This is a genomic window from Saccharobesus litoralis, from assembly GCF_003063625.1.
Classification (GTDB): Bacteria; Pseudomonadota; Gammaproteobacteria; order Enterobacterales; family Alteromonadaceae; genus Saccharobesus; species Saccharobesus litoralis.
On the sequence record NZ_CP026604.1, the window covers coordinates 3,504,471 to 3,527,871 of the forward strand.

Here is a 23,401-nt window from a genome sequence, read left to right on the forward strand (position 1 = left end):
AAAACTTGAGCGAGAAGACTATAGACTGTTGGAAAGTTTAGGAAGTAATAATGGGAATATTTTCGTTTGGCATTGGTATGGCAAATCGGTTTTCGTTTTCGGTTAAGTTTCTTTTAATTGGTGCCGTATTTACCGGTTTGATGTTATACGCGGGTGGACAAATATATTTTTCTACGGCCAATGATATTGGCAAATTGAATAGAGAATTAATGGCTAATGACTTACTTAAACAGTTAAGGCCTATGTTGTATGCACCTGAGCGCTCGACCATTGCCAGCTGGCGACGTTTTGAGCAAAAAATGGCTGAGGCCGATGTCACTGTGTCGAATAAAACACGCACTAATTTAAATCAGGTGCTGGGTGACGACGATAGCAATATCTCAACACGCTTTAACGGTTTAAATACCTTGCATCGAGAAATTTTAGCCAGTTCAGGCTTAAAATCCGATGCTGATCATGCCGCGCACTTTTTTATTGAAATCGCCTATTTACAGCATCCCAAGCTGGCGTATTTAATGGAAGTTTTGCAAGAGAATACGAAACAAGTTGTTAGCCGCGGTTCGTTTACGCCAGATTCGTTTTTGGCTTTAACAGATTCACAAAATCAAGTTTTACAGCTGTTACATGAAGTCGAGCTTGATGTGCAAATTCTAACTCAAGAACGTCCTGAAACTGCCAAATTATTAAGTCGAGCAACCGAACTGGTTGAGCAATTTGCGACTATGGTTAAGGCGCGTATTCTTGACCCTGATACCATAGCTATCAATATTAGTCAGTTGCAATCGCATATAACGCAAGTTGATGATGCAATGCAGAAAATTTTAGCGATCAGTACTGAAAGCCTCGAAACATCTTTAACTGAGCGTTTAGCCGCAAAACAAAGTACGCAGGTGATTATACTGGCGCTATTTACTAGTTTTGGTGGATTTACTCTTTATATTTTGCTGTGCATTGGTAAATCTATTCGCGTCAATGCCGATTTAGTCAGCCGTTATACCAATGCCGTTGCGGGTGGTGATTTAAGTCAGTCATTGTCGATCCCTTCTAACGATTCATTAGGTGAGATTGGCAATTATTTAAATGCAACCGTAAATGAATTGCATAGCAAAATTCAGCAGATTGACCTAGCTAACCAACATATTCAAACCGCAACTAATACGGTTGGGCAGAGTGTGCGCCATTCGTTTATGCAAGTGGAAGAGCAGCAAACACAAACTGAGCTAGTCGCAGCAGCCACCGAACAGATGGCGTCTACTGTATCTGAAGTGGCCAATAATGCCGAAACGGCGGCTCTTGCAACTAAAAGTGCAAATGATGCGGCGCATAAAGGGCGTGACTTTGTTTTTGCGACGATAGACAAAATTGATACGTTAGCCAATGACATAAACCTTGCTAGTGAAGCGATTAATCATTTGCAGCAAGAAGTATTAAAGATTTCAAGTGTGTTAGAGGTCATTACCACTATTGCTGATCAAACGAATTTGTTGGCATTGAATGCAGCAATAGAAGCGGCTCGCGCTGGCGAACATGGTCGTGGTTTTGCGGTTGTCGCGGAAGAGGTGCGTTCACTGGCGCAAAAAACCCAAACGTCGACGGAGGAAATTAGCAAGATGATCAGTACTTTGCAGCAGGGAGCTAAAACCTCAGTTGATGTAATGGACAATAGCCAAATTAGTGCTAAACAATCTGTTGATATGATCACTCAGGCAGGCGAGATGTTAGATAACATTCAAAAGGCCATTGAAGAAATCAATGAACAAAATGCCCAAGTCGCCACCGCGACTGAAGAGCAAAGCATGGTCGCTAAAGAGATCAGTAATAATACTGAAAACTTAAAAGTTGCCACTAAGCAAATCACTGACTGTATTGAGCAAATTGTTGAATCCAATAGTGGATTAGAATCTGATGCCCATTCACTTAGTAATTTGGTGTCAGCGTTTAAATTAAGAAGCTAATAGCTGAGATAAAGCGAAATTGCACTGAACTTTTTGTTATCTATAGTCAAAGCGATCGGGTCTTAGGGGAAGCCGTCAAGCTTCGAGACCCCATGAGCATATGCTCTACTATGTGATTGGGGCGAGTAAGCGCTGACAATGAACCATAAGACCTGAGCGAGAAGACTATAATTATCTAAAACGTTAACTCTATCAATAAGGTAAGCAAATATTAGCGGAATTATTCGTGAAAGTTTGCTTACCTTGACTAATCAGCAAATACTAGATGGTAATCATTGCAACTATGGGTCGGCAGACTCTGAGTTTAAGGCTTAGGTTTTTCTGAAACGGTTAACCTAAACTTAAATTCCGCTGGCCATGATTACATAATTAAACAAGCGAGAGATTAATGAATATAGCGCAACTCACTCAACATACATTGGATAACATAGGCAAATTGGTATTGGGTAAAGAGTCGCAAATTCGCTTGGCTTTGTGTTGTTTATTTGCTCGCGGCCATTTGTTAATTGAAGATTTACCCGGAATGGGTAAAACCACTTTGTCCCATGCTTTAGCCCAAGTGATGGGGCTATCTTATCGTCGAGTGCAGTTTACATCAGATTTACTACCGGCTGATATTGTGGGGGTGTCAATTTTTAAACCAGAAACCCAGTTGTTCGAGTTTCATCAAGGGCCTATTTTTTCGCAAATTTTATTAGCGGATGAAATTAATCGCGCTAGCCCGAAAACGCAAAGTGCGCTGTTAGAGGCAATGGAAGAACGGCAGGTCACCGTTGACGGTAAAACCTCCAAGTTGCCTGAACCATTTTTTGTTATTGCTACGCAAAACCCTTTGCATCAGTCGGGCACCTTTCCCTTACCTGAAAGTCAGCTTGATCGCTTTTTGGTTAGGATCACCTTAGGTTATCCAGAGCAAGAAGCAGAGATGGCCATGCTGATGAATAATAAACCTGTCGCTTTGGAGTCGTTACCCGTTTGTATTTCACCCGAGCAGTTATTGGCTATTCAGCAACAAGTTCATCAAGTGACGGTGACTGAATCGTTAGTTGAGTATTTACTTAAATTAGTTAAAGAAAGTCGGGAAAATAGTGAATTTGCGATGGGGTTATCGCCACGGGCATCGAAAGCGTTATTACTAACTGCGAAAGCTTGGGCGTTAATGGCGGGGCGAGATTATGTAACAGCAGATGATTTACAAGCCATTTTACCCGCTGTGGCTGAACATAGATTAAATCAACAATCTATGGCTATGGAATCGGGGTTATCGCAGCGCCTTTTGAGTTTAGTTGAGCCACTTTAATATAGGTGGCGCAAAATGTTTAAAATCCAAGCTAAACCGCGTTTTTTAAGTCGATTCTTGAATAAGCGTTTACCTGCTAAACGTAGGCATGAGCTTAATTATAACACCCTTTTTATATTGCCAAGCCGAGCGGGCGTGGCTGTCATTTTAGTGGCTTTTGCTATTTATGTGATGGGCACCAATTATGCTAATAATCTGGTTTTATTATTGGCTTATATTGTTACTGCTCTATTGATATCCGCCATTTTTTATAGCTTTTTTAATTTGAGTCGCTTGCAAATTCAAATTGAAGCGAGTCAGCCAATTTATTTAGGACAAAAACTGCAGCAACACTTTCGCGTGACTAATCAAAGAGCCGCCTATGCGGTTGAGTTTCTCTACGCAAAGCAACAGCTTGAATTTGATTTACCTGAGCCCGGATCGCACACCGTGAGTTTTGATTATATGCCAGAGCAACGCGGTTGGTTTGAACCAGACCGATTGCGTATATCGAGTCAGGCACCATTTATGCTGTATACGGTTTGGAGTTTGCCACAATTTGCTATTCGGCAATTAGTCTATCCCAAACCACTGGCTTGTCCAGAATGGTTAGCGGGTACTGGCCAAGATGACAGTGACGAGGGTGAAGCAAATCAAAAAAGTCATGATGTGAATGATTTTTATGGCTTGCGAGAATATGTAGCAACCGACCCACTTAAGCATGTGGCGTGGAAGCATTTAGCAAAGGGGAAAGGTTGGTTAACTAAACAGTTTTCAGGACAGGAATCTGAGCTGAAATGGTTTAGCTATCGGTTAATCTATTCGCATTGTGCTAGCCAAAATACGCAATTAACGGGTAATGAATTGCATGAGATGACGTTATCTAAGCTAACTTGGTTAGTACAACAGGCTCATTTAGGCCAAGCCGTTTTTGGCTTGCAATTGCCTAATCAATCATTTCCTCCTGATCAAGGTGAGCAGCATTTAGAGCGTTGCTTAAAAGCCTTAGCATTATCTGAAGTAGGCTTGTGATGACAGTTGTTGTTCGTAATACGCAAACCAATTTAAGTCGGGCGCAATTATACAAAATGCTGGGCTTTATGTTTGTTTCACAAAGTATTTTGTTGACCTACCAAGCTGTACAGCATGTTAATTGGGTGATCTTTTTTTACATACTATGTGCTATTTGGCGCTTTACCGAAATTCAAAAACTCGTGCCGCCGATCACGAAAACCTTAAAAAGCAGTTGCTTTGTGGTGGGGATTATTTTGGTTGGCGCTACTGCTATTGAACATACTATTTTAACAGCCTTGTTTGTTATGTTATGTGTGGCAATTTCCTTAAAGTTATTAGAGTTTAATACCAGTCGCGATCTGTTTGGTATCTTGGTTATTCAGTTATTTTTAACTGCCAGTACAGTGCTGTTCTTTTTCGATTTGCATCATGTTTTGTTACTGACTTTATCTTTATTCCTCATTCTTGCTTGTTTAGTTCAATTTAAGTTACCTAATTTAGCATTAGCCGATAGTTTAAAACGCAGCGGTCAATTGGCTTTGTTTAGTTTACCTATGGCGTTATTTTTATTTTTTATGATGCCTCAGTTACCGCCATTGTGGAAAATGGCCAAACCTAAAGCGGCACCAACAGGTTTAAGTGAGGATGTTAAGCCGGGTGATATTGCTGATTTGGCTGGCAGTAATAAATTAGCATTTAGGGTTGAGTTTCAAAGTACAGCGCCTAAAAATGATCAGCTCTATTGGCGCACTATAGTGCATGAAGAATTTGATGGTGAATCGTGGAAAATGTCACCGGTTATGCGTCGCTGGTTAAAACAGCCGAAACACCGTCGATATCGAACGCCTGTTGATGTATATCAGTTTAATAATACGAACTGGCAATACAATGTTATTTTAGAGGCGTCATATCAACCTTGGATGCCCGCTCTGAGTTTAGCTAGTAGTCAAGACAGTCAGGTTGCGCTATCACCTAACTTAACTTTAGTGAATGAGCAAATATTCAGTAAAGCGACTCAATATAAGGTGGTGTCCTATCAGCAATTGTTGTCTGAGCCTCAGTTAAATTATGCACGTTGGCAAAACTTACAATTACCAGCTCAGGGCAATGAGCGTACCCGTGAATGGGCTCGTCAAGAAAGACAAAAATTTGCTAATGATCTTGATTTTATTAGCCATATTTTAAATCTATTTAACCAGCAAAACTTTAGATACACGTTAAAACCGCCACGTTATGGTGTCGATGGTATCGATAAATTTTTATTTGATGGTAGAGCAGGCTTTTGTGCGCACTATGCCAGTGCCTTTAGCTTTATTATGCGCTCAGTAGGCATACCTGCGCGTGTGGTGTCTGGCTATCAAGGTGGTGAATGGAATCCTAAAGGACAATATTATAGTTTGTACCAGTATGATGCTCATGCATGGAGTGAAGTGTATTTAGGCGACTTAGGCTGGAAGCGTTTTGACCCGACTGCATTTGTTGCGCCTGAGCGAGTTGAACTTAATTTACAGCAAGCCATGCGCGGCCAGGATAGTTTTTTGGCCGATAGTCAGTTTGCGTTGGTAAAATATAAAGACTTACCTTTGGTTAATGATATGCGCCATTGGTTGGCAAATGTTGATTATCAATGGACACGTTGGATAATCAACTACAATCGCAAGAAGCAAGAAAACTTGTTCAAATTATTATTTGGGCAACAGCAAAATTGGCATTTTTACTTAAAGCTGGTGTTGTTTTTATTGGCGGGCGTGGCTGTGTTTGTTTTTCTGATTGTATATATTCAGCGTATAAAACGTTCGCCGAGTCAATCGATAAAATATTATCAATTAGCCTTGAGTCGGTTGGCAAAGTATCAGATCCACAAGCAGCCCGGTGATACGCCTCAGCGTTTAACACCGCAAGTTGCATTAGTTGCTCCTCAATTGCTACCTCATTGGCAATTAATCTGTCAGTTATTGGACGACATTCAGTACAGAAGTTTGACTCCCAAACAATATAAACAGAAATTGAAGCAACTAAAGAAATGTATAGCTTTAATTAAATAATCTAGTCTTCTCGCTCAGGTTTTATGGTTCATTGTCGGCACTTACTCGCCCCAATCACATAATAGAGCATATGCTCATGGGGTCTCGAAGTTTGACGGCTTTGCTTACATGGATGTAAGTACTTAGCGTGAGCAGGATGCGGAAGCTGCCCCTAAACCCTGATCGCTTTGACTAAAGATGTAAGAATTATAGGAAAGTGCCTTAGTTGTGACGGATATAAACTTTAACTGGCTTAAGCTAACATAGCTTATCCCGCGAGATAGTAACTTAATCTTGCGTGTTAAGAGTGTTTGCTTTATGTTAATGGTTTTTTAACGTTAATCGTAAAATCCTCAAAGCTAACAAATTAAAATTAATTTTATGACTATACCTGTACTTATTTGTGATGACTCAGCGTTGGCGCGTAAGCAAGTCAAAAAAAGTTTACCTGACGGCTGGGACATCGACGTTAATATGGTTTCTAATGGCAGGGAAGCAATTGATTATTTACGCCAAAACCAAGTCGGCGTTTTGTTTCTTGATTTGACTATGCCAGAGATCGATGGTGTAGGTGTATTGGAAACCAACAAGGCTGAAAAATTAGTCGACTTCGTTATTGTCGTGTCGGCCGATATTCAACCCGATATGAAAAAGCGTGTTGAAGAGTTGGGCGCTTTAGCGTTTATTAATAAACCAGTTAATACTGCTAAGCTTAATGATATTCTGAAAACTTACGGGTTGTTGTAAATGGATATAGCTTTAACTGAAGACCAGCGCGATTGTTTACAAGAGCTTATTAATGTTGCAATGGGGCAGGCTAGTGATAAGTTGGCGCGCTATTTGGAAACCTTTGTTCATTTAGACGTGCCCTATATTGAGCTTGTCAGTTCGCAAGGGCTACCAATTGTGTTTGCTGAAAAGTATGCTGGCGGTAACGTTTCTGTCGTTAGCCAAGGGTTTTATGGCAACGAAGGGATCCGCGGTGAATCTTTGCTTATATACAGCTTGGACAACGCCAAAGAAGTCGCTAGTTTGTTAGGTTACGAACCAGAAGAAGCCAGCGAAAACGAGCAATTAGCCGATATTAGTTCAATATTAACTACGACATTCTTAAATGGTCTCGCTGAGCAAATTGAAAATCAAATGTCCTATAGTGCGCCACGTTTGGTTTCTTCCATTAATAAATCCCTTGATACGCATTTAGAACAGTTATCGTTTAATTGGGAATTAGCATTAAAGGTAGATATTAGTTACCAAGTGACCGACTTTTCATTTAATTGTGACATGGTGCTGCTGATCCCTGGTGAGGCCATTCAAAATATACAAGCTGTGCTTGACCGTATACTAGAAGATTACTAATTGGGTAGGTTAAATCATTGAATATCACTGATCTTAAGTCATTTGTATTTGAGCATATTAATTCTGGGGTCATTGTGGTTGATCCCGAGTATAAAGTGATATTGATTAATAACTTTTTCAAAATTCACGCCTCATTATCCCGTCGCGAAGCTTGCGGAACTAATTTATTCGATTTGTTTAACGAACTACCGGTCAATTGGTTGAAACGCAAGTTACAGAGTGTTTTTTTGCTTAACACGCCTGCGTTTAGTTCGTGGGAGCAGCGCCAATATCTTTTCAAGATGTCTCATACTCGGCCTATTACGACCGAAAATGAATTTATGGCACAAGATGTGACCATGCTGCCTATCGTTAATGACCAAGGGCAAGTATGTAAAGTTTGTATTATTATTGAAGATGTAACGGACGTTTGTTACTACCAACAGCAACTTAGTAATGCCATGGCTAAGTTAGAAAAATCAAATCAAACAGACGGCTTGACTCAAGTCGCTAATCGGCGCTTTTGGGAAGAGCGCTGTGTGGTGGAGTTCGATACCGCTCGTCGCCATCAACAACCCTTGTCTATGATCTTGTTTGACCTCGATAAATTTAAAACGATTAATGATACTTATGGTCATCGTGGTGGGGATTTGGTTTTAGTTGAAGTGGCGCAAAAAGTGAAAAGCCTGTTACGTAGCGCTGATGTATTAGGGCGCTATGGTGGTGAAGAGTTTGGTATTATTTGCCCGCATACCGATGGCGAAGGGGCTTATGATTTAGCTGAACGGATCCGCAAGGAAATTCAAATGCACAAAATAGTATTTGAAAAGCAAACCATCTTTGCCAGTATAAGTATTGGGGTGATTGAGATCCAAGATCACTATAAATCTTATGAAGATATGATAGGCCGAGCTGATATGGCTTTATATCAATCTAAGCGCGAAGGACGTAACCGAGTTACTTTATATAAAGCATAGGTATAAGTTTCTGTAAAAAATCAGTTGACACTGATCGCCCTATCCGGAAAATGTGCCCCCTATGAAAATCATGACCAGTGTTATTACAACCATTATTATTACGATCACCACGCGATAGGGGTGGTCACGGTTGCGCTTGTCTGAATAAACTAAATTACAAGAGCCCGTGACTTGCAAAGGTCACGGGCTTTTTTTTGTCTCAGAAGATAGGAAAGGAATTGATGCAAGTATTAAAATTCGGCGGCTCATCGTTAGCCAATGCTGATAAATATCAGGCCGTAAAAAACATTGTATTGGCTCAACACGCTTCCCAACCGGCTGCTGTTGTTTTATCAGCGCCTCAAGGTGTAACAAATAATTTAGTCGCTATTGTTAAAGCTGCGATTGCGGGTGACAACACGAGTGCGCTTTACACCCAACTTGAGACAACCTTCACCTCGATTGCTCAGGATTTAGCTGCGCAGTATGCTAATTACAACAAAGCTCATTTAGAGTCGGTTATCGCCGAAAAGCTCGCTTTTTTGAAAGCGCGTATTGAAGGTATTAGCCTGCTTGGCCAATGTCCAGATGCCATCAATGCGCAAATTATATGCTTGGGTGAATTTGTTAGTGTTGAACTATTCGCTGAGCTTTGTAAAGCCAATGGCACGAACGCTATTGTCATTAATCCAGTTGAGCTTATTTTAGCTCACGGAGCGCCATTAAATTCATTAGCGGATATTGAGGTAAGCAGGGCAACATTTGCTAAGCAATCTTTTCCAGAAAATACCGTATTAGTTATGCCGGGCTTTTGTGCGGGTAACGAAAACGGTGAACTAGTGACATTAGGCCGCAATGGTTCTGATTATTCTGCGGCTATTTTAGCGGCATGCTTGAATGCTTCTGTTTGTGAAATTTGGACCGATGTGGATGGTGTATACAATGCAGACCCACGTCGAGTATACGAAGCGCAATTATTAGAACAGTTGTCTTATCAAGAAGCGATGGAGCTCTCATACTTTGGTGCAAGTGTCTTGCATCCGAAAACGATTGGCCCAATTGCTCAATATTCGATCCCTTGTCGTATTAAAAATACGCTTAACCCAAGTGCTCCAGGTACACTAATTACGGATGAAAGCATAGATACAGAGCATGTTGTTAAAGGTATTTCCACTTTAGATAACATCACTATGATAAATGTCGCTGGCCCTGGAATGAAAGGGATGGTGGGCATGGCAAGTCGTATTTTTGATGCTATTTCACGAGCGCATGTTTCTGTTTTAATGATTACCCAATCTAGCAGTGAGTACAGCATTAGCTTTTGTATTTATACGGAAGATGAGGACAAAGCTCGTTCCATACTAAATGATGAATTTGAGCTTGAATTAACCAACAAATTGTTAGAACCCATTGAGTTTAGAAGCGATTTGTCTGTTATTTCTATTGTTGGTGATGGCATGCGCCAAACCAAAGGTATAGCAGCGCGATTCTTTAGTTCATTAAGTCAAACCAATGTTAATATCGTCGCGATAGCTCAGGGTTCGTCAGAACGCTCTATTTCTGCGGTTATTGAAGGCTCTAAGAGTCAGGACGCGATAAAAGTGATACATCAAAACTTCTTTAGTAATTTACATGTGGTCGATGCGTTTATTATCGGTTGCGGTACTGTGGGTAAAGCGCTCATCAGTCAAATAGAAAAGCAACAAAGCTTTTTACAAGAACGAAATATTAGCTTGCAAGTATATGGCTTGGCTAATAGCCGCCAGTTAGCGTTGGCAGAAAATGGTATTAAATTAAATGAATGGCAAGCTGCACTTGAAGACGCTAAGCAAGCTTTTTCATTGGAACGTTTAAAAACGTTTGTCGAAGAAAATCATTTAATTAACCCTGTCATTATTGACTGTACCAGCAACGAAACAATTGCCGATATGTATGTTGATTTTCTGCAAGCTGGTTTTCATGTTGTTACCCCAAATAAAAAAGCCAATACCAGTACAATGGCTTACTATCATGAGTTACGAGAAGCGGCTAAAGAAAATAAACGTCGCTTTTTATACGAGACCAATGTAGGGGCTGGCTTACCTGTTATTGATACATTGCAAAACTTATTGCATGCGGGTGATGAATTAACGGGTTTCCAAGGTATTCTTTCCGGCTCTTTATCTTATATCTTTGGTAAATTGGACGAAGGTATGAGCTTGGCTGATGCAACAACGATTGCTCGTGACAACGGTTTTACCGAACCTGATCCTCGTGATGATTTAAGTGGTATGGATGTCGCGCGTAAATTGTTAATTATGGCGCGTGAAGCCGGTATGGACATGGAGTTGGATGATATTGACGTTGAGTCAGTATTACCAGCCTCATTTAACGCCGAAGGTTCAATTGATGAGTTCATGGCAAACTTACCGAATGCCAATGCGTATTATGAAAAATTAGCCAGTGATGCTAAAGCCGAAGGTAAAGTGCTGCGCTATGTTGGCTTAATTGAAAATGGTAAGTGTAAGTGTAGCATCGAAGCCGTTGGTGCTGACCACCCGTTATTTGCTATTAAAGATGGTGAAAATGCCTTAGCGTTACAAAGTGTATATTATAACCCTATCCCATTGGTGATCCGTGGTTATGGTGCAGGTGCAGATGTGACAGCAGCAGGTTGTTTTACCGACTTAATGCGTACAGTCAGTTGGAAGCGTGAGGTTTAACATGGCGGTAACAGCTTATGCGCCAGCGTCAACTGGTAATGTGAGTTTAGGTTTTGATATTTTAGGCCTAGCTTTGAAACCAACAAATGGCGCTTTGTTGGGTGATCGTGTCACAATTTTTGCCACAGCAGATGAGTTTGAATTAAGTTTAGCGGGTCGCTTTGCTAATAAGTTACCATCTGATGCCAAGCAAAATATCGTTTATGACTGCTTTGTTGGCTTTCAAGCTGAGTTGGCTGCTCAGGGTAAAGCGATCCCTGCGGTTAACATGCAACTTGAAAAAAACTTGCCTATAGGCAGTGGTTTAGGTTCTAGCGCGTCATCGATTGTTGCCGCACTTGCCGCATTAAACGCCTTTTTTGAGTATCCATTAGACAAAGAAACCTTGTTACGTTTAATGGGGAAATTAGAAGGGCAAATCTCAGGCAGTATTCATTATGATAATGTCGCTCCTTGTTATTTAGGCGGCTTACAACTAATGGTAGAAAGCGAAGACAAGGTCAGTATTACATTACCTTGTTTTGATGACTGGTATTGGACTATTTGTTATTCGGGAGCCAGTGTTTCTACGGCCGCCGCGCGCGATATTTTACCAAAAGAATACTCAACTAAAACGACAATTGATTTTGGCCGCCAGCTTGCGGTATTTACTCATGCTTTGTACGCTGGCGACAAACCTCTCGCAGCGTCTATGATTAAAGATGTATTGGCTGAACCTTATCGTAAGTCTTTATTAGCGGGATTTGATGATGCTCGGGCTTATGCCGAGTCGCAAGGTGCCTTAGCTTTTGGTATTTCGGGCTCTGGCCCAACAGTATTCGCTGTTTCAGAAAGTGCAGAAGCAGCAGAGAACATTCGTGCATGGCTGCAAGACAATTATTGTCAAAATGAATTCGGTTTTAGCCATGTTTGTAAAATTGATAATGATGGTACAGCCATCACAGAGGACAAATAAGTGGAATTGTTTAACTTAAAAGATCCTTCAGAAGTTGTAAGTTTTAGCCAAGCGGTTCAGCAAGGTTTAGGTAAAAATCAAGGCTTATTCTTTCCGAAAAATATTCCAACCATTGACGATATTGATAGCTTTCTTGCAAAGCCATTTAATCAACGTAGTGCAGAGTTATTGGGTCAGTTTATCGGTGATGAAGTTGATGCAGCGACTTTACAAAAAATGGTGGATAACGCCTTTCAATTTCCTGCTCCGGTAAGCCAAGTTTCAGACAATGTTTATTCATTAGAGCTTTATCATGGTCCAACTTTAGCGTTTAAAGACTTTGGCGCGCGTTTTATGGCACAGTGTTTAGCGCAATTTAGTGATAAAGAAAAAATTACTATTTTAACAGCGACATCGGGCGATACTGGTGCAGCTGTTGCTCATGCGTTTTATGGTTTAAAAGGTATTGATGTTGTTATTCTTTATCCTAAAGGCATGATCAGTTCGCTACAGGAAAAGCTTTTCTGTACTTTAGGTGAAAACATCCACACTGTTGAAGTCGACGGTGATTTTGATAGCTGCCAGCAGCTTGTTAAAGACTCATTCGATTCCACTGAGATCCGTGATGGTTTGCACTTAAACTCAGCTAACTCTATCAATATTAGTCGTTTATTAGCGCAGGTTTGCTATTACTTTGAAGCGATAGCGCAGTTACCAAAAGAAGAACGCGCTAAAGCAGTTATTTCTGTACCGAGCGGAAACTTTGGTAATTTAACGGCTGCAGTGATTGCTAAAGCCATGGGACTACCTATTAAGCGTTTTATTGCCGCGACTAATGTTAATGATACCGTGCCGCGTTACCTTAAAACAGGTGAATGGTCGCCTAACAAAACTATTGCCACTTTATCGAATGCAATGGATGTTAGCGCGCCAAATAACTGGCCGCGTATTGAAGCTATGGTTGAGTATGGTTATACAGATAAAGCGCTTATCACTGGCGACAGTGTTGACGAAGAATACACGCAAATAGCCGTTAAACAGCTAAACGAACTAGGTTACGTTAGCGAACCTCACGCTGGTGTTGCCTACAAAGCACTTAAGCGTTCATTAGCTGATGATGAAGTGGGGATATTCTTAGGAACTGCTCATCCAGCTAAGTTTAAAGAATCAGTTGAAAATATTTTAGGTACGCCTGTGGCTTTACCTAAAGAATTAGCAGAAGTGGCGAATAAAACCATTTTATCTGATGAGTTACCGGCTGACTTTGAAGCGCTTAAAGCTTACATGATCAAAAAGCTTGGTTAATTGTCTAACTACGAAGTTTAGTTAACCATAACGCTTATATGAGTAACAAAGCCCTGCCTTGCAGGGCTTTGTTGTATATGCGGTAATACTTTTAACGGAAACATTGAAATCGGACAGCCTTTAAATCGGAAAATGATGATGACAACTTGGACTGAATTGATTAACAAAGAAGAACAAAAGGATTATTTCAAACAAGTAATGGCATTTGTTCAAGCGGAGCGTGAGGCTGACAAAACCATTTATCCACCACAAGATCAGGTTTTTTCCGCTTTTAACTCAACCGAATTTGATGATGTACAGGTCGTTATTTTGGGACAGGATCCGTATCATGGTCCAGGACAAGCGCATGGATTATGTTTTTCTGTGTTGCCTGACATTAAGGTTCCGCCGAGCTTGGTCAATATTTACAAAGAGCTGGCGAGTGACATAGACGGCTTTACTATTCCACAGCAGGGTTATTTACAATCATGGGCTGAGCAGGGAGTGTTGTTGTTAAATACGGTATTAACAGTCGAGCAAGGTAAAGCCCACTCTCATGCCAAGTGTGGTTGGGAAACGTTTACCGATGCAATGATTGCAGCGTTGAATGAGTCCAAGCAAGGCTTAGTGTTTTTACTTTGGGGGGCTCACGCTCAAAAGAAAGGGCGTTTTATTGATCGCACTAAACATCATGTGTTGGAGTCAGTTCATCCATCTCCTTTGTCGGCTCACAGAGGTTTTTTCGGGTGTCGTCATTTTTCGAAAACCAATCAGTTATTACAAAAAATGGCTAAAACACCGATTAATTGGCAAGTCTAGCACAAGTCACTCGAGTGAAATTAGCAAGTATTGCGTATAGTCAATACTTGCTAATTACCTTGTTCAACATGCATTGTACAAGCAAAAACGGCTCCCAAAAGGAGCCGTTTTTAATTAAATTGCAATGCTGTCAAAGTCGACTTCATCTAAGAAATCCAATTCTTTTAACTCGCGACGTAGACGATGTTTATCTTTAAGCATCTCTATTTCACGCCATTTTCGCTTTTGGGCTGGGCGGCCTCGTGAAGCTTTTTCTATGTTAGCCATTTCAGTATTGTTGCTTTCCATGATTGCTCCTTATTTTATGGGCATTGCTTTAGTATCTTTAGTTCGCAGTAAATCAAAATCATGTTAATAAATTGTGACGTTTATATAACAGTCAAATGAAATGCGAGTATTTATTATCTGCGCCATTGCTTGCCTGAAAGCAGGCTTATCTTTCGTCATTGAAAGAAAATAAAACCTCATTACTGTTAAATGTTAAAGGATATGTAATGAGTTAATCAGTAAGCTTTGTATTATGTCATTTCTCAGAGCGCATTTTTATCAAGCTTGATATTGCCGTTCTTGTATAAATTTAAGGTCGACACGTCAAGGCTCTGAATCGTTAACACTTGTTACTAAACCCAAACTTAGTTTATTTAGGGTTCCAATTTCAAGTGTTTTTTACCCAAAAGTTGTTAGTTTTTTGCTCGTCGATGTGACAGCAGAGGATAACTTCACGAAATATTGCATTCGTAATAGTAAATATTAATACATAAACTGCAAACAATTGCTGGTATAAGGGTGCTTACACGATTGTTTTTAAAGAGTTTAATCATGAATACTTTGTTTAGTCAGTGGTACGCAAATACTCGAATCATTACTGCTGTTGTAATGAGTGTTGTGGTTTTGTCTGCTTGTATGTCGACTTCAGAGCCGATAATGGCCTCAAAAGTCGCGAGTTGGCAGACAGTAAAAACACAAGGTAAGTTGCAAAACCGTCATGAAGCTGGGCTAGTTGCCTTGGGCGATAAGCTGTATTTACTCGGTGGCCGCGGCAAGAAAAACGTTAATGTATATGACGTTAACAGTAATACTTGGTCGATAAAATCAAAAATGCCAATGCAAATGCATCATTTTCAGCCAGTGGTTTTTAATGAGAAAATATACATTTTAGGGGCGATGACAGGTGGCTATCCACGAGAAGACGCAGTGCCTAATGTATGGATATATGATCCGAGTTTAGATTCGTGGCAAAAGAGTCACGCCATTCCAGAAAATCGTCGTCGTGGCGGGGCTGGAGTGAGTGTTTACAAAAATAAAATTTATCTGACATCAGGCATTACGGATGGTCACTACACAGGATCAGTCACTTGGTTTGATGAATATGATCCGGTTACAGGTCAATGGCGAGTGCTAAAGGATGCATTAAAACCACGCGATCATTTTCAAACCGCAGTGATTGGCAATAAACTTTATGCAGCAGGTGGTCGTACGACATCGGCTAAAACCAAACAAGTTTTTAATTTGGTTGTTAAGCAAGTTGACGTATATGATTTTGAAACTGAAACTTGGTCAGCATTGAATTTAGATTTACCCACAGGACGGGCAGGGCATTCAGTCTTTGCGCTTGACCATAGGTTAATTGTTGTTGGCGGCGAATCTAACCAGCGAATAGCCCACGCTGATGTGGAGGTATACAATACGTTAGTCGGTCAATGGTACACAGGGGCCTCACTAGAACGAGGACGACATGGCACCGGTATTGGCCAAATCGCTGATCAGCTTTGGACAGTGAGCGGTTCAGGTAATCGCGGAGGTCGTCCAGAATTACCCAGTACAGAATCAATTAAAGTATCAGATATATAACTAATTGATTTTAATCTAACTTTGAAAAATGGGTGCTGAGGCACCCATTTTTATTTGGTTAAATAGTGAACTCTTTACTAAACTGATCTTGATGTCAGCACGATAGGTAAGTGAGGTAAGCTATGGATATGACGTCTTGTGTCAATATGGACCCTAATATTTTACTTGGGATCGTTAACGATAAATTACGCCACGAATGTGGAAATTTGCAAAGCTTAGCGGCTTTGATGGATGTAGATGAAGATCGCTTAGAGGATAAATTAGCAGGGATTGGTTTTCATTATGATGTAGGGCAAAATCAATTTAGTCCAGATTTAGAGTAAATATAGTCTTCTCGCTCAGGTCTTATGGTTCATTGTCAGCGCTTACTCGCCCCAATCACATAGTAGAGCATATGCTCATGGGGTTTCGAAGCTTGCCTACATGGATGTAGGTAAGGAGCGAGAGCACGGATGCGGTAGCTTTGACGGCTTCCCCTAAAACCTGATCGCTTTGAGTAAATAAAATATTTACGCTAGCTTTTTAGTACACAGGCCGACATCCGTCGGTCTGTTTTTTTGTTTATATGCTTAATGGCACGGCAATCAAATAAATCTCATAATTCAAAATCATCAGTGTGAAGTTGCAAATTAACTAAAGTTAATAGAATCGCTGGAAGAAGATGATAAGATCTGGGCAATGAATTTAAATTCTCAGATTCTATGTTTGATAAAAATGATTTAGTCCGCTTGGCTCAGGTACAAATGCCATTTGGTAAATACAGTGGTCGCGTACTAATTGATTTACCCGAGGAATACTTATTGTGGTTTCAGAATAAAGGCTTTCCGCAAGGCCAGTTAGGTCAATTGATGGCGCTAGCACTGGCAATTAAAATGGAAGGGCTACAAGGACTGGTTAAGCCGCTAAAGTCAAACTAACTCGCTATTTCAACTATTTTCCCGTCAGTGATATAGGCTCGGCTTACGCGGGTTGTTAACGTACAGGTCAATTCATAAGGAATGGTATCAGCATAGGCTGCAACCTTTTCTATGGCCACATGCTGCCCCCATAATTCAACCATATCGCCATTTTGGTCTTGCGCATTATTGCCTAAGTCTACTGTGATCATATCCATTGATACTCGACCGACCAAGGGCACTATTCTGCCGTTGACCCACACAGGTGTACCTGATTTTGCATGACGAGGATAACCGTCACCATAGCCTATCGCGACAACACCTATGGTTGTGTCTTGCTTGGCTTGCCATGTTGCGCCATAACCTATGGTCGTGCCCTGTTTAATGGGTTTTACTGCGATTAAATGAGATTTTAATGTCATTGCTACTTGAAAGCCATTTTGGCTAATACGGCATCCTTCTATTGGACTCATACCGTACAAAATCAAGCCTGGTCTAACCCAGTCTAAATGACTCGTAGGGCGGCTAAGGATCGCTGCAGAGTTAGCGAGTGAGGCTTGCAAGGAATAGGTATTTATTAATGACTGCAAGCCATTTTGCTGTAGAGTATTCATTGTTGCCTGTTTTTCATCAGCACAGGCAAAATGTGACATCAGTCTTATTTCTTTTACATTAGGGTTGCTGGATAACGCAGTCATATAACGCGAACAGGCTTCAGGGCTGATCCCCAACCGAGTCATACCGGTATCAATTTTTAGCCAAACTGTAATGGCTTTTGGCAATTTTACTTGGCTTAACGCGTTGAGTTGTTCCTCACAATGGATAACGGTTTCAATATTATGCTTGGCTATATATGGTAATTCATTGGCTTTAAAAAAGCCTTCTAGCAGTAGAATGGTCTGCTCGACACCTGCGTCGCGTAATGCGACAGCTTCACTAAAACGGGCTACGCCTAAAGAGTCGGCATGAGTTAATGCACTAGCCACAGCTAACGCACCATGGCCATAACCATTGGCTTTAATGACGGCGATAACCTTGGATTGTGGGGCTAATTTTTTGACCAGTGCAAGGTTGTGGCTAATGGCATCTAGGTTAATTTCGGCGGTTACGCCAGTTAAGGTCATCAATATACTAAACCAGCCTAATAATCGTCGCTGTAATCGCCAGGATTGGCTAAGTTATCAAAACGTGAATATTGCCCTTGGAAGGCTAAACGAGCTGTGCCCAGCGGACCATTACGTTGCTTACCTATAATAATTTCACCTATACCTTTGAACTCTGAGTTTTCGTTGTAAACCTCATCACGGTAGATAAACATAATAAGGTCAGCATCTTGCTCGATTGAACCTGATTCACGCAAATCTGAGTTAACAGGGCGTTTGTCAGCCCTTTGTTCCAAGCCACGGTTAAGCTGTGATAGGGCAATCACGGGTACGTTAAGTTCTTTGGCTAAGGCTTTTAACGAGCGGGATATTTCGGCGATCTCTAGGGTACGGTTATCGGCTAATGCGGGCACTGTCATTAGCTGTAGGTAATCGACCATGATCATGCTGATCCCGCCATGATCCCGCGCCACTCGGCGAGCCCGCGAGCGAACTTCTGTTGGGGTTAAGCCTGAAGAATCGTCAATGAAAATGTTTTGTCTTTGATTTAACAAGCTAACGGTCGAAGAGATGCGCGCCCAATCTTCATCTTCCAATGTTCCGGTTCGAACACTGGTCTGGTTTACTCGGCTTAAAGACGCTAAGGTTCGCATCATGATTTGTTCTGACGGCATTTCGAGACTAAAGACTAAAACCGGTTTGTCTTGGGCGAGCGCGGCGTTTTCAACCAAGTTCATGGCAAATGTGGTTTTACCCATTGAAGGGCGAGCAGCAACAATAATTAAATCGGAAGGTTGGAAACCTGCGGTTAATTTGTCGAGTTCGGTAAATCCACTGGTGACACCAGTAACCCCATCTTTACCTAGGGTCATGGCTTCTTCAATCCGTTTAATGGTTTTTTCTAATACTGTGCCCATATTTTGTGGGCCTTCAGTACTATTAGTCCGTTGCTCGGCTATTTTAAAAACTTTAGATTCAGCAAAGTCTAATAATTCGTTGCTGTCGCGGCCTTGCGGATCGTAACCGGCTTCAGCAATTTCGTTAGCAACACCAATGAGCTCACGCACCACGGCACGTTCACGCACAATATCGGCATAAGCGGTAATGTTGGCTGCACTTGGCGTGTTGTCAGCGATTTCAGCTAAATAAGCAAAACCGCCTATATCTTCTAATACTTTTTCTTGCTCAAGTGATTCGGATAATGTGATTAAATCTATGGGTTTGCCAGCTTCAACCAGTGCTGCCATACGTTCAAAGACTAAGCGGTTTGAACGATTGAAAAAATCTTGAGCAACAACCCGCTCAGCGACTTGATCCCATGTATCGTTATCTAACAGTAAGCCACCGATGACCGATTGCTCAGCTTCAAGTGAATGAGGTGCTGCTTTTATATCTTCAATTGAAGTTGGCTTTTTCTTTTTGTTGTTTGTCCAGTTATCAGCCATGAGATCCGGTAAAATTATATCTAGTGGGAATGGTAGCTATTATGACGTTTTTGCTTAAATGAGGAAATGACTAAATGTAAAAAGGTCAGCAATAGCTGACCTTTTCCTGTTGTTTGCTTGATTTTTAATCTAATCACTATTGCGCATTTGGGTTAATGTTTTAGCGACTAAAGTAAAATTCTTTTTACTTTTTTCAGATTTTAAAATCTGCTTAAGTTCCGTTTTAACTTGTTGTTTGGCGTGTTGCTGAGTAGCCAATGCTTTAATGGCATTGCCACGTGTGCGTTCACTTTTACTTACTTTTGCCATTTCTGCTACACGGCTAATATCTCGCTCATTTAGTTCAAAGCGCTGTAATGCCCCCAGTACGGCTTGTTGCGGGCGGTTATCGCCCTCGCTATGAAGCATATTCGATAGGGTATCGTAAGCTTGCTTGTTGCCCATTTGTCCAAGAGCAAATGCTGCATTGGCTCGTACACGCTCTGAGTCGTCGTTTGCATATTTGGCAATGGTAGGGGTTAAATCCTGATTAGTTGTATTACCCAAGCTAGCAATTAATGAAGCTCGCTCGTTAATATTACTATTACCCGCCAAGCGGTTGGTTAATGCGGTAGTCACTTGTTGTGCTGCTGCGTTGTTTGGTCTACGTTGTAAAACCGCACCCAATGACATGATAGCCGAACCGCGTAATGATTCACTGCCTTGGAAGTGATCACTTTCCAGCATTTCTATCAAATTATCAGCGACACTGGCTGTAAGTGCTTTGGTGCCTGCTGCGATAGCGCGCATGGCTCTAAATCGCTGAGTTTCCGATAGTTCAGGCTCTTGCATTAAATTAATTAATAGCTTGTGACTGTTTTCACTATCTAATAAACCTATGGCATTAAACAAGCGCATTGCGTCTTTATCGTTAAACTCGTTTGCCAGCAACATAACGCCGAGCTCGTCAATTACCGCGTCATATTTTTCTAACCACTGACCCAGATCAGAAGCGCGTAAGTCGGTTATTTTGATATTTTTTATATCTTGTCTTAACGCTTTACGTAAGGCTGCTAGTTCTTCTTTGGTTAGCGGCTTTTCAGCTTTTGTTGGTGCTTGCCACAAACTAATGTCAGTCGGTAATAGCCAAAGCGGGCTATCAACTTTTTGTGCGGTTTGGATAACACTGTAAGTTTGCAAGGTTTCCATAGTGAAACCCTGACCTTCACTCGCCGTGGTGAGTTTTTGATTGCCTCGCGTTGAATCTAACCAGCAGTCAGATAACGTAAAACGTTGCTCTGCACGCTCAATATCAATTGAATTAAGCGTGCCTATGGTCATTTCAACTTGGTCTAAGTTGTTGTATTGGGTTTTATGCTTAATTAATTGCTTATCTTTAAAGCTATAGATAGCTTGATATTCGCCTATAGTATCAATTTCTTTCTGTTTAGGTTTTTCTTGCCATTCGGTTGAATATTGTAGGTAGTAGGCCAGTCCTTTTAGTTTATCCTGCTGGCTTTTTTCTAATTTAACAGGAAAACGAAAATCAATGAGTTGCCCGTTAAAGTTACGCAAAACCGCAAACGGGATTTGGTAACTGGGATCATCAGCGATTACTTCTCCATTAGCGGTTTGCTGAATATTATTGAAATGTATTCCCCACCATAAGCCTTGCAAGTCATTATTTAATGGTTTTAATGATAAATTACCGTTTAATTTGTGACGAGTAATTTGTTGGCCATTAAAATCAAACGTTGTTTGGGTGTTTATTTTTACCACATAGCTTTGTTGACATTGAGCGTTGACTGAACTTTGTTCAGCCAATGCCTTTGTGGGTAAGATTAATGCAGTTGTGCAAAGGAGAATGGCGTTTGCCATTCTCATATTAGTCAAAGTAATCATCTTACTGACAAGGTGCCTTCTTTAGAGTAGATAGTCCACGACTTTTTAAACACACTTGGCGTTTGGTAGAACCATAAATAATAGGTGTTTTTGTTTGTGCCGCATGGATACGGAATAAACCATTTCTTACACCATTTTACGCTACGAACTTCAGCATATAAACCGAACTTGCCGCTAATAACATCTAAGTCGTCGGTTAACTCAAATGCATAGACAATATGTGGATTGAGTTGGCCATCGGCCAGCAAGCCGAGCTCAGCAGATGAATCAAAAGCTAATACATTATCAATAATGGTTAACTCTATGGTAACGCCTGCTGCCACTAATAGTAAGTCGACCCCGCCTTTGGCAAAACCACCGAATTGAGTCGATAAAATATCACCGTTGGCGTAAATTTGACTTTGTTTATAACCAATGGTTAAAGATGCACCTACACTGCCATCAACACCGGCTGATATTGAGATTGGCACAGGACCAACATTAAAGCTGGCTCTAACTAAGATACGCTCTTCCTCCCAAGATTTTTCGAAGGTTTTTTCAAACTGAGAAACCCATTTTGAATCCTCAAATACGACTGTATTGAAGATAATCATTTCTGAGTCATAGCCTGTGTTAACACCGGCTAAATAGGCTTGTGCGTCGTAGCTGATACCAAAAATAGTGTTGTGAGCATTAAAGATCCACATGTCGATAGAACCGCCAGCTTCTAATGCTGCCGACTTATCTAGTAAATCTGCGGTTAACTCACCACCCAGCTCAACGCCGACTTTAAATTTGCTAGCGTCACCGTAAGATTTATCGTAAGAGCCATCAACTGACAATTTGTTACCGGTATTGGTAAAACCAGCCGCTTGTACTTCCCCTGAGGCTGCGACTTCTGCAGCTTGGCGTTCAAAGAAGTATAACGGAACGGTAATTTCTACTTGGTTATTGCTATCGTCGTGTTCAGCACCAATTAACGTGGTATCGGTTAAGGTTAAACGAACTGATAATTCATTGATTTCAGCTTCTGGATCATAGTTATCATATAAGGTTTGAAGCTGGGCGTCGGTCAGGGCAATATCAAAGCCGAAAAAGTGTTCATCGCCATTGTGTTCAAAGTTGATGTGCATCTCGTTTTGATAACTCGGAGCGGCATGAGAATCATTATGATCGGAATCCCAAAGCTGGACACTTTGATAACCGCCATTAATTAAAACTTCGGCTGTTAATGCTGCGGTTGCTGCTTCAGAACCATGATAAATGGCATCAATATGACCAATGATATCAGCATGGTGCTCGCCAGTACCTTCATGATATTCAGGGCTATCTAACACCACCAAGCCACCGTCAATATAACTTTTGGCAAAAATAAATTCATGCTCAGGCGACGCTTCAACTGTAATTTTAACCGCTGGGAATTCACCGTCTCTGTGATGTTCTAAGTCAGTATTAGGGTGGTTGTCGTCTTCATTGGCTTCCGCGACTTCGTCGTCTGGGTCGACTACGGCCACAACCCAATATTCGCCATAATGCTCAACAGCTGGAATTTCCATGCGTAATGACTCGACAAAATCACCATTTTCAACCGCTTCATGAGTCGTTGAGGCTAAAAAGTGCGTTTCATCAATTTCTGAATCGTTGGCACTGTCGGCATGTACTAAATAGAAATCTATTGTCACATTGGGTTGATTTAGCTCTTGAACATGCAGTTGGTAATCTAAATGCAGCACATCGTCCATTTGATAGGCGTTAAGTGTGTTGGCATCAATTGCTGAAATTGTTAAGTTGGGGCCCACAACTTCGTGCGAGGGTGAATCTTCAATAAGATCACAAGCACTAAGCGATAAGGCCATCGTGGCTGCTAACAGCGACTTTTTGAGTAGATTGGAATATAACATTTTGCCTTCCTGAAGCGTGTTGTTTTTTAATTCGGCACAT

Annotated in this window: 19 protein-coding genes; 14 read left to right on the plus strand and 5 right to left on the minus strand. The window is 41.1% G+C overall.

Going from position 1 to position 23,401, the window contains the following annotated elements; all coding sequences use genetic code 11:
• Positions 1-50 precede the first annotated feature (50 nt).
• From C2869_RS12545 to ung, 11 genes are all read left to right on the plus strand, one after another.
• Positions 51-1,955 (plus strand): methyl-accepting chemotaxis protein, encoded by a 1,905-nt coding sequence (locus C2869_RS12545; protein ID WP_108603261.1) that lies wholly within the window; start codon positions 51-53, stop codon positions 1,953-1,955.
• Between the two features lie 388 nt (positions 1,956-2,343).
• Positions 2,344-3,255: an AAA family ATPase gene (locus C2869_RS12550; RefSeq protein WP_108603262.1), complete on the plus strand. Its 912-nt coding sequence runs from the start codon at positions 2,344-2,346 to the stop codon at positions 3,253-3,255.
• Positions 3,256-3,270: 15 nt separating this feature from the next.
• Positions 3,271-4,266 carry a DUF58 domain-containing protein gene (locus C2869_RS12555; protein WP_108603263.1) on the plus strand — a complete coding sequence of 332 codons (996 nt, stop codon included), beginning with the start codon at positions 3,271-3,273 and terminating at the stop codon, positions 4,264-4,266.
• On the plus strand, positions 4,266-6,293 hold the full coding sequence (locus C2869_RS12560; RefSeq protein WP_108603264.1) for a transglutaminase family protein: 2,028 nt from the start codon (positions 4,266-4,268) through the stop codon (positions 6,291-6,293). Before C2869_RS12555 ends, C2869_RS12560 begins: the two co-directional genes overlap by 1 nt.
• A gap of 360 nt (positions 6,294-6,653) precedes the next feature.
• Complete coding sequence (locus tag C2869_RS12565) at positions 6,654-7,019, plus strand: response regulator (protein ID WP_108603265.1); 366 nt, start codon at positions 6,654-6,656, stop codon at positions 7,017-7,019.
• Positions 7,020-7,631, plus strand: coding sequence for a chemotaxis protein (locus C2869_RS12570; RefSeq protein WP_108603266.1), 612 nt, complete (start codon positions 7,020-7,022; stop codon positions 7,629-7,631).
• A gap of 17 nt (positions 7,632-7,648) precedes the next feature.
• Positions 7,649-8,587 carry a sensor domain-containing diguanylate cyclase gene (locus C2869_RS12575; protein ID WP_108603267.1) on the plus strand — a complete coding sequence of 313 codons (939 nt, stop codon included), beginning with the start codon at positions 7,649-7,651 and terminating at the stop codon, positions 8,585-8,587.
• A gap of 221 nt (positions 8,588-8,808) precedes the next feature.
• Positions 8,809-11,268: a bifunctional aspartate kinase/homoserine dehydrogenase I gene (gene thrA, locus C2869_RS12580; protein ID WP_108603268.1), complete on the plus strand. Its 2,460-nt coding sequence runs from the start codon at positions 8,809-8,811 to the stop codon at positions 11,266-11,268.
• A 1-nt stretch (position 11,269) separates the two neighbouring features.
• On the plus strand, positions 11,270-12,223 hold the full coding sequence (gene thrB, locus C2869_RS12585; protein WP_108603269.1) for a homoserine kinase: 954 nt from the start codon (positions 11,270-11,272) through the stop codon (positions 12,221-12,223).
• Positions 12,224-13,507: a threonine synthase gene (gene thrC, locus C2869_RS12590; RefSeq protein WP_108603270.1), complete on the plus strand. Its 1,284-nt coding sequence runs from the start codon at positions 12,224-12,226 to the stop codon at positions 13,505-13,507.
• A 138-nt stretch (positions 13,508-13,645) separates the two neighbouring features.
• The gene (ung, locus tag C2869_RS12595; RefSeq protein ID WP_199915565.1) at positions 13,646-14,305 is read left to right on the plus strand and encodes a uracil-DNA glycosylase; all 660 of its coding nucleotides are present in this window, start codon (positions 13,646-13,648) and stop codon (positions 14,303-14,305) included.
• 114 nt (positions 14,306-14,419) lie between these two features.
• Here ung and C2869_RS12600 read toward each other — a convergent pair whose 3' ends face one another.
• Positions 14,420-14,593 (minus strand): DUF3545 family protein, encoded by a 174-nt coding sequence (locus C2869_RS12600; RefSeq protein WP_108603272.1) that lies wholly within the window; start codon positions 14,591-14,593, stop codon positions 14,420-14,422.
• Positions 14,594-15,124: 531 nt separating this feature from the next.
• On the opposite strand from C2869_RS12600, the gene C2869_RS12605 reads away from it, so the two are divergent.
• From C2869_RS12605 to C2869_RS12615, 3 genes are all read left to right on the plus strand, one after another.
• Positions 15,125-16,156 carry a Kelch repeat-containing protein gene (locus tag C2869_RS12605; protein ID WP_108603273.1) on the plus strand — a complete coding sequence of 344 codons (1,032 nt, stop codon included), beginning with the start codon at positions 15,125-15,127 and terminating at the stop codon, positions 16,154-16,156.
• Between the two features lie 122 nt (positions 16,157-16,278).
• Positions 16,279-16,479 (plus strand): DUF4250 domain-containing protein, encoded by a 201-nt coding sequence (locus C2869_RS12610; protein ID WP_108603274.1) that lies wholly within the window; start codon positions 16,279-16,281, stop codon positions 16,477-16,479.
• A gap of 378 nt (positions 16,480-16,857) precedes the next feature.
• Positions 16,858-17,073, plus strand: coding sequence for a DUF3820 family protein (locus C2869_RS12615; protein ID WP_108603275.1), 216 nt, complete (start codon positions 16,858-16,860; stop codon positions 17,071-17,073).
• Here the strand turns inward: C2869_RS12615 and alr are convergent.
• The 4 genes from alr to C2869_RS12635 all read right to left on the minus strand — a co-directional run bounded on the left by alr (position 17,070) and on the right by C2869_RS12635 (position 23,361).
• Positions 17,070-18,176, minus strand: a complete 1,107-nt coding sequence (gene alr / locus C2869_RS12620; RefSeq protein ID WP_108603276.1) for an alanine racemase — start codon at positions 18,174-18,176, stop codon at positions 17,070-17,072. The genes C2869_RS12615 and alr overlap by 4 nt on opposite strands.
• Positions 18,177-18,193: 17 nt before the next feature.
• A complete protein-coding gene (gene dnaB, locus C2869_RS12625) occupies positions 18,194-19,600 on the minus strand; it encodes a replicative DNA helicase (protein WP_108603277.1) in 1,407 nt (468 codons plus the stop codon).
• 129 nt (positions 19,601-19,729) lie between these two features.
• The gene (locus C2869_RS12630) at positions 19,730-21,463 is read right to left on the minus strand and encodes a HEAT repeat domain-containing protein (protein ID WP_228710828.1); all 1,734 of its coding nucleotides are present in this window, start codon (positions 21,461-21,463) and stop codon (positions 19,730-19,732) included.
• A 14-nt stretch (positions 21,464-21,477) separates the two neighbouring features.
• Positions 21,478-23,361 carry a hypothetical protein gene (locus C2869_RS12635; RefSeq protein ID WP_108603279.1) on the minus strand — a complete coding sequence of 628 codons (1,884 nt, stop codon included), beginning with the start codon at positions 23,359-23,361 and terminating at the stop codon, positions 21,478-21,480.
• Positions 23,362-23,401 lie beyond the last annotated feature (40 nt).

Excerpts from the sequence above, each read along its gene's own strand:
- ung (WP_199915565.1), top strand. The coding sequence starts at position 13,646 with ATGACAACTTGGACTGAATTGATTAACAAAGAAGAACAAAAGGATTAT.
- C2869_RS12555 (WP_108603263.1), top strand. The coding sequence starts at position 3,271 with ATGTTTAAAATCCAAGCTAAACCGCGTTTTTTAAGTCGATTCTTGAAT.
- C2869_RS12610 (WP_108603274.1), top strand. The coding sequence starts at position 16,279 with ATGGATATGACGTCTTGTGTCAATATGGACCCTAATATTTTACTTGGG.
- C2869_RS12600 (WP_108603272.1), bottom strand. The coding sequence starts at position 14,593 with ATGGAAAGCAACAATACTGAAATGGCTAACATAGAAAAAGCTTCACGA.
- C2869_RS12545 (WP_108603261.1), top strand. The coding sequence starts at position 51 with ATGGGAATATTTTCGTTTGGCATTGGTATGGCAAATCGGTTTTCGTTT.
- C2869_RS12635 (WP_108603279.1), bottom strand. The coding sequence starts at position 23,361 with ATGTTATATTCCAATCTACTCAAAAAGTCGCTGTTAGCAGCCACGATG.
- thrA (WP_108603268.1), top strand. The coding sequence starts at position 8,809 with ATGCAAGTATTAAAATTCGGCGGCTCATCGTTAGCCAATGCTGATAAA.
- C2869_RS12605 (WP_108603273.1), top strand. The coding sequence starts at position 15,125 with ATGAATACTTTGTTTAGTCAGTGGTACGCAAATACTCGAATCATTACT.
- thrB (WP_108603269.1), top strand. The coding sequence starts at position 11,270 with ATGGCGGTAACAGCTTATGCGCCAGCGTCAACTGGTAATGTGAGTTTA.
- alr (WP_108603276.1), bottom strand. The coding sequence starts at position 18,176 with ATGACCTTAACTGGCGTAACCGCCGAAATTAACCTAGATGCCATTAGC.
- C2869_RS12570 (WP_108603266.1), top strand. The coding sequence starts at position 7,020 with ATGGATATAGCTTTAACTGAAGACCAGCGCGATTGTTTACAAGAGCTT.
- C2869_RS12615 (WP_108603275.1), top strand. The coding sequence starts at position 16,858 with ATGTTTGATAAAAATGATTTAGTCCGCTTGGCTCAGGTACAAATGCCA.
- C2869_RS12630 (WP_228710828.1), bottom strand. The coding sequence starts at position 21,463 with ATGAGAATGGCAAACGCCATTCTCCTTTGCACAACTGCATTAATCTTA.
- C2869_RS12560 (WP_108603264.1), top strand. The coding sequence starts at position 4,266 with ATGACAGTTGTTGTTCGTAATACGCAAACCAATTTAAGTCGGGCGCAA.
- dnaB (WP_108603277.1), bottom strand. The coding sequence starts at position 19,600 with ATGGCTGATAACTGGACAAACAACAAAAAGAAAAAGCCAACTTCAATT.
- C2869_RS12550 (WP_108603262.1), top strand. The coding sequence starts at position 2,344 with ATGAATATAGCGCAACTCACTCAACATACATTGGATAACATAGGCAAA.
- C2869_RS12565 (WP_108603265.1), top strand. The coding sequence starts at position 6,654 with ATGACTATACCTGTACTTATTTGTGATGACTCAGCGTTGGCGCGTAAG.